Annotated in this window: 12 protein-coding genes and 3 riboswitches; all 12 genes read left to right on the forward strand. The window is 38.3% G+C overall.

What is annotated here, in order from left to right:
* The first annotated feature begins 184 nt into the window (after nt 1-184).
* Nucleotides 185-296: riboswitch (TPP riboswitch) on the forward strand.
* Between the two features lie 61 nt (nt 297-357).
* Nucleotides 358-460: riboswitch (TPP riboswitch) on the forward strand.
* A gap of 94 nt (nt 461-554) precedes the next feature.
* The 12 genes from tenA to V7183_RS03915 all read left to right on the forward strand — a co-directional run bounded on the left by tenA (nt 555) and on the right by V7183_RS03915 (nt 9,413).
* On the forward strand, nt 555-1,250 hold the full coding sequence (gene tenA / locus V7183_RS03860; protein WP_097897719.1) for a thiaminase II: 696 nt from the start codon (nt 555-557) through the stop codon (nt 1,248-1,250).
* Nucleotides 1,219-1,968 carry an ABC transporter ATP-binding protein gene (locus V7183_RS03865; protein ID WP_335358726.1) on the forward strand — a complete coding sequence of 250 codons (750 nt, stop codon included), beginning with the start codon at nt 1,219-1,221 and terminating at the stop codon, nt 1,966-1,968. Before tenA ends, V7183_RS03865 begins: the two co-directional genes overlap by 32 nt.
* On the forward strand, nt 1,965-2,717 hold the full coding sequence (locus V7183_RS03870) for an ABC transporter permease (protein ID WP_097897717.1): 753 nt from the start codon (nt 1,965-1,967) through the stop codon (nt 2,715-2,717). The genes V7183_RS03865 and V7183_RS03870 overlap by 4 nt, the downstream gene beginning before the upstream one ends.
* On the forward strand, nt 2,714-3,709 hold the full coding sequence (locus V7183_RS03875) for an ABC transporter substrate-binding protein (protein ID WP_097897716.1): 996 nt from the start codon (nt 2,714-2,716) through the stop codon (nt 3,707-3,709). Before V7183_RS03870 ends, V7183_RS03875 begins: the two co-directional genes overlap by 4 nt.
* A gap of 10 nt (nt 3,710-3,719) precedes the next feature.
* Nucleotides 3,720-4,340: a thiazole tautomerase TenI gene (tenI, locus tag V7183_RS03880; protein WP_097897715.1), complete on the forward strand. Its 621-nt coding sequence runs from the start codon at nt 3,720-3,722 to the stop codon at nt 4,338-4,340.
* Nucleotides 4,333-5,442, forward strand: coding sequence for a glycine oxidase ThiO (gene thiO / locus V7183_RS03885; RefSeq protein WP_335358727.1), 1,110 nt, complete (start codon nt 4,333-4,335; stop codon nt 5,440-5,442). Before tenI ends, thiO begins: the two co-directional genes overlap by 8 nt.
* A gap of 172 nt (nt 5,443-5,614) precedes the next feature.
* Entirely contained in the window at nt 5,615-5,818 is a 204-nt protein-coding gene (gene thiS / locus V7183_RS03890) for a sulfur carrier protein ThiS (RefSeq protein ID WP_097897726.1), read from the forward strand.
* Between the two features lie 2 nt (nt 5,819-5,820).
* Entirely contained in the window at nt 5,821-6,591 is a 771-nt protein-coding gene (locus V7183_RS03895) for a thiazole synthase (protein ID WP_335358728.1), read from the forward strand.
* On the forward strand, nt 6,584-7,603 hold the full coding sequence (locus V7183_RS03900) for a thiazole biosynthesis adenylyltransferase ThiF (RefSeq protein ID WP_335358729.1): 1,020 nt from the start codon (nt 6,584-6,586) through the stop codon (nt 7,601-7,603). The genes V7183_RS03895 and V7183_RS03900 overlap by 8 nt, the downstream gene beginning before the upstream one ends.
* 6 nt (nt 7,604-7,609) lie before the next feature.
* Complete coding sequence (gene thiD, locus V7183_RS03905) at nt 7,610-8,431, forward strand: bifunctional hydroxymethylpyrimidine kinase/phosphomethylpyrimidine kinase (protein WP_335358730.1); 822 nt, start codon at nt 7,610-7,612, stop codon at nt 8,429-8,431.
* Nucleotides 8,432-8,525: 94 nt separating this feature from the next.
* A riboswitch (cyclic di-AMP (ydaO/yuaA leader) is annotated at nt 8,526-8,671 on the forward strand.
* A gap of 93 nt (nt 8,672-8,764) precedes the next feature.
* A complete protein-coding gene (locus tag V7183_RS03910; RefSeq protein WP_335358731.1) occupies nt 8,765-9,163 on the forward strand; it encodes a hypothetical protein in 399 nt (132 codons plus the stop codon).
* A 16-nt stretch (nt 9,164-9,179) separates the two neighbouring features.
* A complete protein-coding gene (locus V7183_RS03915) occupies nt 9,180-9,413 on the forward strand; it encodes a hypothetical protein (protein ID WP_335358732.1) in 234 nt (77 codons plus the stop codon).
* The last annotated feature ends 110 nt before the right edge of the window (nt 9,414-9,523 follow it).

Consider the following 9,523-nt stretch of genomic DNA (forward strand, 5'->3'; position numbering starts at 1 on the left):
CTTTTTATTCTGCATAGCAGGGATTTAGATGTTGAAAAATGAAAATGGATTTATATAGTAATTGAATGTTTTGGAATATAAGTGAACTATACGTATTTTATAATTTTATTTATGTATGTACAATTGAGAAATTAAAATAGTTGCTGATGATTGGTGACAGTGTTATACTGACAATGGTAATTTCATATTGTGCTAGGAGAGCTGGTGTTGCCAGCTGAGAGTAGGGCCGTAAGTCTTTGATCCTTCAATTACCTGATCTAGGTTATGCTAGCGTAGGGAAGCAATTCGGACACTAATAATAGGTCCCCGTTTCTTTGCGCAAAGAAACGGGGCTTTTTTATTTGAAAAATGAATAGTGAAAACCACTAGGGGTGCTTTATAGGCTGAGAGAGGAATAATCCTTAACTCTTATGGACCTGATCTAGGTAATACTAGCGAAGGGAAGTGGAACAACAACAACGAATAAATATATTTTTATTTGCTGTAGCCACTTCTTATATATAGGAGTGGCTTTTTTATTTAAATAAACGGATATACAGGAAGGGGAAAGAGAAATGAAATTTTGTGAGAGATTATTTAGGACGGTGCAACCTGTTTGGGAAAAAAGCCACAATCATCCATTTGTAACTGGAATGGGTGACGGTACGTTAGAGAAAGATAAATTCCAATATTACATCATACAAGATTATTTATATTTGCTAGATTATGCGAAACTATATGCAATTGGAGTTGTAAAAGCAACAAATCCACAAGTTATGGCAAAATTTGCAGAACAAATAGACGGCATTTTAAATGGAGAAATGACAATCCATAAACAGTATGCAAAACGTCTTGGTATTTCTATACAAGAGATGGAGGAGGCAAAGCCATCCGCTAAAAATTTGGCGTATACAAACTATATGATGTCTGTTTCACAAAATGGTACGCTTGCAGAATTAATTGCAGCACTGCTTCCTTGCATGTGGAGTTATTGGGAGATTGGAAAACGCTTAAATGATATTCCAGGAGCAAGTAATCACGAATTTTTTGGGGAATGGATTCAAGGATATAGCTCAGAAGAGTACGGGAATCTTTGCACTTGGTTAATGGATTTATTAAATGAACTAGCCGAAGGGAAATCTGAACAAGAGTTAGCTCGATTAGAAGAGATTTTCTTATATTCCAGCCGATTTGAGTATTTATTCTGGGATATGGCATATCGTAAGGAGATGTGGGGTTTTGAGGACCAAGAGCATACTACAGTTTCATAATGTTTCTTTTCATTATGATGAAAAGCCAATCATAAATGGCCTAGATGCTTCTGTGCAAGAAAAAGAGTTTGTAAGTATCATTGGACCGAGTGGCTGTGGCAAGAGTACATTATTTCGTTTAATCACAGGATTAGAAAAACCAGCGGCTGGAACGATTCAACTGACAGAGACAACGAGTCATCCTGTAGGGTATATGCCACAAAAAGATATGCTACTGCCGTGGAGAACAATTATTGAAAATGCAGCATTGCCGTTAGAGTGTCAGGGTGTAAAGAAAAAGAAAGCACATCTAAAGGCAAAGGACCTTTTAGAACAATTTGGTTTACAAGGGTATGAGCAAAAGTATCCAAAAGACTTGTCGGGTGGTATGCGGCAGCGAGTGTCATTTATTCGAACATTATTAACAGGCGGGGATATTTTATTGTTAGATGAACCGTTTAGCGCATTGGATGCATTAACGAAAGCTACATTGCAAGAATGGTTGTTTGAACAATGGAAGCAATGGCAAAAAACAATTTTGTTCATTACGCATGATGTAGAAGAAGCACTTTTTCTTTCTAATCGGATTTTGGTAGTAACAGAGCAGCCGATAACAAATTTGACGGAGCGTATTGTACCACTTGGAGTGGATCGCTCAAGAAAAGATTTGCATCGGCCTGAGATATTAGCGTTAAAAGATGAACTACTTGGTATGTTGCAAAGGCAGGTGCTCATATGAAGCGCGTTATAGAGCTAATGCCTGCATTGATTTTGAGCAGTATCTTACTTGTAAGCTGGGAGGTGGGAGCAAGAATTGTAGATGAAATGTACATTCTGCCATCGCCGACTGCAATTATAGCTAAAATATGGGCACTCAGAGATATATTATTTACGGTTCATTTACCAGCAACGCTATATGTAGTCTTAATAGGTGTTGTTATTTCCATTGTACTTGGCGTGGGACTCGCAATGTTAATGAATGCTAGCACATGGATGGAAAGGGCTTTTTATCCATTATTAGTTGCTTCGCAAACCATACCAATTACAGCGCTAGCACCATTATTTGTTTTATGGTTTGGATATTCAATTTGGAGCAAAGTAGTTGTTACGGTTTTGATTACATTTTTCCCGATTGCGGTAAATACGTATGACGGATTACGCAGTACGAAGAAAGAATGGGAGGAGCTTTTCGTTACATATGGTGCAACGAAAAAAGATATTTTTCTCAAGTTAAAGTTACCATCTGCACTTCCATACTTTTTTTCAGCATTAAAGATTGCAGTTCCTCTTAGTGTTATTGGAGCAGCAATCGGTGAGTGGCTTGGGGCTCAAGCAGGTCTAGGCTACTTTAGTAAACGAATGATGACACAATTAGATGGAGCAGGTGTATTTGCACCAATTGTGTTGTTATCATTGCTTGCTATTTTCTTTGTATTACTTGTTTCTATACTAGAAAGGAAATTTATTAGTTGGAGGAAACATTCATGAAGTTATTAAAACGCATCTTTGTGTTTACATTATTAGTTGCAATGATTGCAGGGTGTTCTAGTAATGCAGCATCAAAGAAGAAAGAAAAAGAAATAACAGTAATGCTCGATTGGTACCCAAACGCGGTTCATAGTTTTATCTATGCAGCGATCGAAAAGGGGTATTTTAAAGAGGAAGGAGTAAAAGTGAATATTAAATTCCCTTCGAATCCAACTGATCCATTAACGTTAGCGGCGGCAGGAAAAGTAACAGTTGGTTTATATTATCAGCCGGATGTTGTGATTGCAAGGGCAAATGAACAAATCCCGGTAAAATCAATTGGAGCTGTTGTCCGTTCGCCATTAAACCATGTTGTCTCGTTGAAATCAGCTGGCATTCAGTCGCCAAAAGATTTAGAGGGCAAGACAGTTGGGTATTCTGGAACACCTTTAAGCGAAGCGTATTTAAAAACGATGATAAAAGAAGATGGTGGTAATCCAGATAACGTAAAAGTAGTAGATGTTGGATTTGATTTAGTACCAGCTTTAATTACGAAAAAAGTAGATGCTGTAACCGGGGCGTACATTAACCATGAGGTTCCTGTTATGCGCCATCAAGGACATGAACCAGCGTACTTCAACCCAGCTGACTATGGCGTACCAAACTATCATGAACTTGTTTTTGTAACAGGTGATAAAACATTGAAAAAAGATAAAGAAGCGTTGCAGGCCTTTTTACGCGGTGCGAAAAAAGGATATGACTTTATGAAAAAGAACCCAGATGAGGCGCTTAATATTCTATTAGATCATCAAGAAAAAGAAAACTTCCCACTTGTTCCAGAAGTTGAGAAAGAAAGCATGAAAATTTTGTTAGAGAAAATGGAGACGAAAGATGAGCCGTTTTTATCAGATACAAAAGAATCATGGGAGAAACAGAACAAATGGTTGAAAGAAAAAGGAATGACAAAAGAGATTGTTCCTGCCAATGAATTATTCGAAAACATTTTAAAGTAGGCGAATGGATATGAAAGACGAGCTCCATGTTATCTCAAATGGTCAGATGACATTCGAAGAGTTAGTGAATGTAGCGATGCAAATTGAGAGTGAGATTGATTATTTGCATATTCGTGAGCGTGATAAAAGTACGAAAGAATTGTATGAAGGTGTGGAAAGACTCTTAAAGAGGGGGTTTCCGGCATCTAAGCTTGTGATTAATGATCGAATTGATATAGCTATTTTATTAAATATCCCGCGTGTGCAATTGGGATATCAAAGCGCGGATGTGAGATCTGTGAAGGAAAAGTTTTCGTATTTGCATGTTGGTTATTCTGTGCATTCTCTAGAAGAAGCGATAGTAGCGTTTAAAAACGGAGCGGATTCACTTGTTTATGGTCATGTATTTCCAACAAGTTGTAAGGAGGGTGTTCCGGCAAGAGGCTTGGAGGAAATTTCAAATATGGCAAGGCGCTTAACCATACCAATTACAGCTATTGGAGGGGTAACACCTGAAAATACAGGAGAAATTCTTACGGCTGGTGTGAGTGGGATTGCTGTGATGTCTGGAATTGTAAGTAGCAGCGAACCATATGAGCAGGCAAAGCTATACAAGGAGACAATAAGAAAGTGGGCGGAAAATCATGGGTGAGAAGTATGATGTAGCTATTATTGGCGGTGGTGTGATTGGTAGTTCAGTTGCACATTTTCTAGCCGAAAGAGGATACCGAGTTGCGATTGTTGAGAAGCAAAGGATTGCATCGGAAGCATCTAAAGCAGCGGCGGGTTTACTTGGTGTGCAGGCAGAATGGGATGCGTATGATCCGTTATTTGAACTTGCTAGAGAAAGCCGTGCAATATTTCCGCAGCTTGCAGAAGCTTTACGTGAAAAAACGGGGATTGATATTGGGTATGAGGAGAAAGGTATATATCGCATTGCTCAAAATAAGGATGAGAAGAAGAGAATACTAGATATTATGAACTGGCAACTGAAAACAGGTGAAGAATCGTATTTTATGACAGGCGATGAGCTTCGTGAAAAAGAGCCATTTCTCTCTTCATCTATTACCTGCGCTGTATATTATCCAAAAGATGGTCACGTTATCGCTCCAGAACTGACAAAAGCATTCGCGCACTCCGCTGCAATATCTGGTGCTGATATATACGAACAAACAGAAGTTTTTGATATCAAAATAGAAAACAATCAAGTCGTAGGAGTTATTACGAATGAAGGTGTGATTTCTTGTGAAAAAGTAGTAATTGCAGGTGGTTCATGGAGCACAAAACTCCTGCATCATTTTCGGTGTGATTGGGGTACATATCCTGTAAAAGGAGAAGTTGTTGCCGTAAAGAGCCGTAAGGCATTACTAAAATCTCCTATATTTCAAGAGCGATTTTATATTGCGCCAAAACGTGGTGGACGCTATGTAATTGGAGCAACAATGAAGCCTCACACATTTAACAAATCAGTACAACCAGAAAGCATTACTTCGATATTAGAGCGTGCTTATACAATTCTACCAGCTTTGAAAGAAGCAGAATGGGAAAGTACTTGGGCAGGATTACGCCCCCAATCTAATCATGAAGTTCCATACATGGGAGTGCATGAAGCAATAGAAGGTTTGTATGCTTGTACAGGTCATTACAGAAACGGTATTTTATTAAGTCCTGTTTCTGGTCAATATATGGCGGATTTAATAGAGGGAAAGCAAGGGAATCATTTGCTAGGTTCATTGTTTTCAAAGTCAATTTAGATAAAGCTATTTTGTTTTTTCACATATAAGTTACTGCTATGAAAACAAAAGGTGATATGCACTTGTTTTCTCTCTTTGTTTTCACTTGGCATGGGGCAGAAAGAGGATGTGACCGCTTCTATGTATGAGCGGATGCTCTCTTCCACCTAAAAAGAAAAAAGGGGATGGAAGCTTGAACTTAAAAATTAATGGCAGGCAAGTAGAGGTACCAGCAAGGATTAAGACAGTAGCAGAATTACTTACACATTTAGGATTAGATACAAAGATTGTCGTAGTAGAACGTAACCAAGATATTTTACAAAAAGAAGATCATCAAGATACATCTGTTTTTGATGGAGACCAAATTGAGATTGTCACTTTCGTAGGAGGCGGTTGATTATGTTAAACATTGGACCATTTTCATTTCATTCTAGACTTTTATTAGGAACAGGTAAGTTTGCGGATTATGATGTACAGCGAAAAGCAATTGAAGTATCAGAGGCAGAGATTTTAACATTTGCAGTACGCCGTATGGATATATTTGATGCAGAACAACCAAATTTATTAGAAAAAATTGATGTAAAAAAATATACATTATTACCAAATACAGCAGGAGCAAAAACTGCTGAAGAAGCTGTTCGCATTGCAAAATTAGCAAAAGCTTCTGGACTATGTGACATGGTAAAAGTAGAAGTGATTGGTGATGACAAAACGTTATTACCAGACCCAGTAGAGACTTTAAAAGCATCTGAAATGTTGCTTGAAGAAGGTTTTATTGTTCTTCCTTATACATCGGATGATGTCGTATTAGCTCGTAAATTACAGGAGCTCGGTGTACATGCAATTATGCCTGGTGCTTCACCAATTGGTTCCGGACTTGGAATTGTAAATCCATTAAACTTAAGTTTTATTATTGAACAAGCGACTGTACCAGTTATTGTTGATGCTGGTGTTGGCAGTCCAGCAGATGCAGCATTTGCAATGGAATTAGGAGCAGACGGTGTTTTATTAAATACAGCTGTATCTGGTGCGAAAGACCCTATTAAAATGGCAGAAGCAATGAAACTAGGTATTCATGCGGGGCGTTTAGGATTTGAAGCAGGACGTATTGCACGTAAGCGCTGTGCAACAGCAAGCAGCCCGTTAGAAGGAATGAGCATAGTTGAATAGTCGATATTCTCGCCAAGAGTTATTTTCTCCAATTGGGGAAAAGGGACAGCAAAAGATAAGTGAAAAGCATGTATTAATCATCGGCGCTGGGGCGCTTGGTAGTGCGAATGCAGAGATGCTTGTAAGAGCCGGTGTAGGCCATGTGACAATTGTGGATCGTGATTATATTGATTGGAGTAATTTACAGCGTCAGCAGCTGTATTGTGAGGAGGATGTAAAAAATAATCTTCCAAAAGCTGTGGCTGCTAAAAGGCGCTTACAAGCAATTAATAGCAATGTAACTATAGAAGCTTTCGTTCAAGATGTAACGGCAGAAGAGTTAGAACAACTTGTTACAAATGTCGATGTGATGATTGATGCGACTGATAATTTTGAAATACGTTTTATTGTGAATGATATATCACAAGAACATGCGATTCCATGGATTTACGGAGCATGTATAGGAAGTTACGGCCTTTCCTATACGATTTTGCCAGGAAAGACGCCATGTCTAGCGTGTTTATTACAATCTATTCCGCTTGGCGGAGCGACATGTGATACAGCAGGTATCATTTCACCTGCTGTATCTCTCGTTGTTTCTCACCAAGTAACGGAAACGCTTAAAATGTTAGTAGAGGATTATGAAGCACTTCGGGATGGACTTGTATCGTTTGATGTATGGAAAAATGAATATTCATGTATGAATGTGCAGAGGTTACGCAAACATAATTGTCCTTCGTGTGGAGTGGAAGCAATTTATCCATATTTAAGCCAAGAAAATACTTCAAAAGCGGCAGTATTATGCGGGAGAAATACGGTGCAAATTCGTCCTCCTTACAAAGAGAAGCTGGATTTTAAACAGTATAAAGAAATATTACAAGGGCGCGTAGCGGATTTAACAGTGAATCCATATTTATTATCATTTTCGGCTGAAGGAAAGAGGTTAGTTGCTTTCCAAGATGGACGCGTTCTCGTGCATGGAACGAAAGATACGGTAGAAGCAAAAACAATTTATCATCGTTATTTTGGATAGAAAAGGATGAGTGAGATGAGAGTGAATAAAGCTTTAACAATTGCTGGATCTGATAGTGGCGGCGGTGCGGGTATTCAAGCAGATTTAAAAACATTTCAGGAGCTTGGTGTATATGGAATGACAGCTATTACGGCCATTACTGCACAAAATACACTTGGTGTACAGGGGGTATATCCTGTTCCCCTTGAAGGGATTCAGGAACAATTAAATTCAATTGGTGCTGATCTAACACCAGATGCTGTTAAGCTTGGTATGCTATTTAGTAGTGAAATTATTAAGGTCGTTGCAGAACATATTAAAAAATTTGGCTGGAATAATATTGTGCTAGATCCTGTTATGATCGCAAAAGGTGGTGCGTCGTTATTGCAACAAGAAGCGGTGCAAGCATTAAAAGAGTATTTATTGCCAGTAGCGACGGTTGTAACGCCGAATGTACCAGAAGCAGAAGTGTTAACGGGGATGGAGATTCATAATATAGAAGATAGTAAAGAAGCTGCGAAAGTACTGCATAAATTAGGAGCTCGGTACATTCTTATGAAAGGCGGACACGCAGAATATCAAGGTAACGAAGTAATTGATTTGCTTTTCGATGGTGGGCAGTTTATTGAATTTAGAAGTGAACGTATTGATTCAAAACAAACGCATGGAAGCGGCTGTACATTTGCGTCTGCAGTTACAGCAGGACTGGCGAGGGGATACGAGATTCAAGAGGCGGTTCAAGAAGCGAAAAGATTTATTAGTATAGCAATTGAAGATCTGTTAAATATTGGAAGTGGTCATGGGCCAACAAATCATTTTGCATACAAGCGTCAAGAAATACGTGCATAAATATTCAAATTTTGATGAGAAAGCCAGTTGTATAACTGGCTTTTTTTATTGTTTACTTTTTCCATATTTAGGAGTATTATATCAGCCAGAATCTGTTTTTGAAACGCTGAGTCCAATATATGGAGCGGAGGAACCAATTGGTGCATCGTCACTAGGGGTGAATCTTTCATGACGAAAGTAGGGCTACTCTCAAAGCCCGAATCCGACAGCTAACTTCGTAAGCGTATTGAGAGAGGATGGTGCATGGATGGATACATCGCTTCATCAGTCTGATTAGTATAGGAGAATATCAATTTTTATGTAGATTCTTTTATGCTAAGGAGGATGATATACATGGATGAGGAAAAAGAATTAACGCTCATTTGTGTAGGGGAAGAAAATAAAGTAAATAGTTTAAGAGAATTAGTATCTTTTCAAAGTGATTTAATTATTTTTACAGCAAATGAACAAATAGCAGCGGAAGTGCGGGCTTGTGGATTTCAATCAACTTATTGCTGCAACAAAGAACAGAATGTAACTAGTATGTGTAACGGAATAAAGAAAGTAATCTTGCTAGGAGATGAACTTCCAACGGTTAGCTTTTTTACTGAACGTATTCGCTTTTCTTTCCAAGCGCCTATTACAGTTGTCACAAGGAATAAAAGGTATCCAGTAAGGCTCTATCAAACAATTGGAGCTAAATTTGTCGTATTTACAAATTGTGATAACATTTCTTTTTTATTTTTTGAATAGGGCGGAGGAAGTAAAGGTGAAGGTGTTATTACGTGAGGATATAGCGAATCGTTGGGCGGTATCAGAGGAGCGAGTTCAAGAATTAGCGATGGATCCTATGTTTCCAAAGCCGTATATGGCATTACCATCAGGAGAAAGTTTATATTTAGAAACAGATATTATTGAGTATGAAAAGATGCATGTGGAACTGACACAGGTCTATATCCGTGGGAGAAATTTACGGAGGTTTTTACGTAGAGAATACATGTAGAATGAAGAGGAGAGCGAGTCCAGGGTACTATCAAAACGTATTCAGGTTCATTCGCTCTCTTTTTATTTTATATATACATCAATTAAAAAAACGATATAAACCCCCTCTTT

The organism is Bacillus sp. JJ1127 (assembly GCF_036965845.1).
In the GTDB taxonomy this organism is placed as follows: domain Bacteria; phylum Bacillota; class Bacilli; order Bacillales; family Bacillaceae_G; genus Bacillus_A.

What these genes read in the sequence shown, in the direction of transcription:
- tenA (WP_097897719.1), top strand. Translation starts at nt 555, where the DNA reads ATGAAATTTTGTGAGAGATTATTTAGGACGGTGCAACCTGTTTGGGAA.
- V7183_RS03870 (WP_097897717.1), top strand. Translation starts at nt 1,965, where the DNA reads ATGAAGCGCGTTATAGAGCTAATGCCTGCATTGATTTTGAGCAGTATC.
- V7183_RS03875 (WP_097897716.1), top strand. Translation starts at nt 2,714, where the DNA reads ATGAAGTTATTAAAACGCATCTTTGTGTTTACATTATTAGTTGCAATG.
- tenI (WP_097897715.1), top strand. Translation starts at nt 3,720, where the DNA reads ATGAAAGACGAGCTCCATGTTATCTCAAATGGTCAGATGACATTCGAA.
- thiO (WP_335358727.1), top strand. Translation starts at nt 4,333, where the DNA reads ATGGGTGAGAAGTATGATGTAGCTATTATTGGCGGTGGTGTGATTGGT.
- V7183_RS03895 (WP_335358728.1), top strand. Translation starts at nt 5,821, where the DNA reads ATGTTAAACATTGGACCATTTTCATTTCATTCTAGACTTTTATTAGGA.
- thiD (WP_335358730.1), top strand. Translation starts at nt 7,610, where the DNA reads ATGAGTGAGATGAGAGTGAATAAAGCTTTAACAATTGCTGGATCTGAT.
- V7183_RS03910 (WP_335358731.1), top strand. Translation starts at nt 8,765, where the DNA reads ATGGATGAGGAAAAAGAATTAACGCTCATTTGTGTAGGGGAAGAAAAT.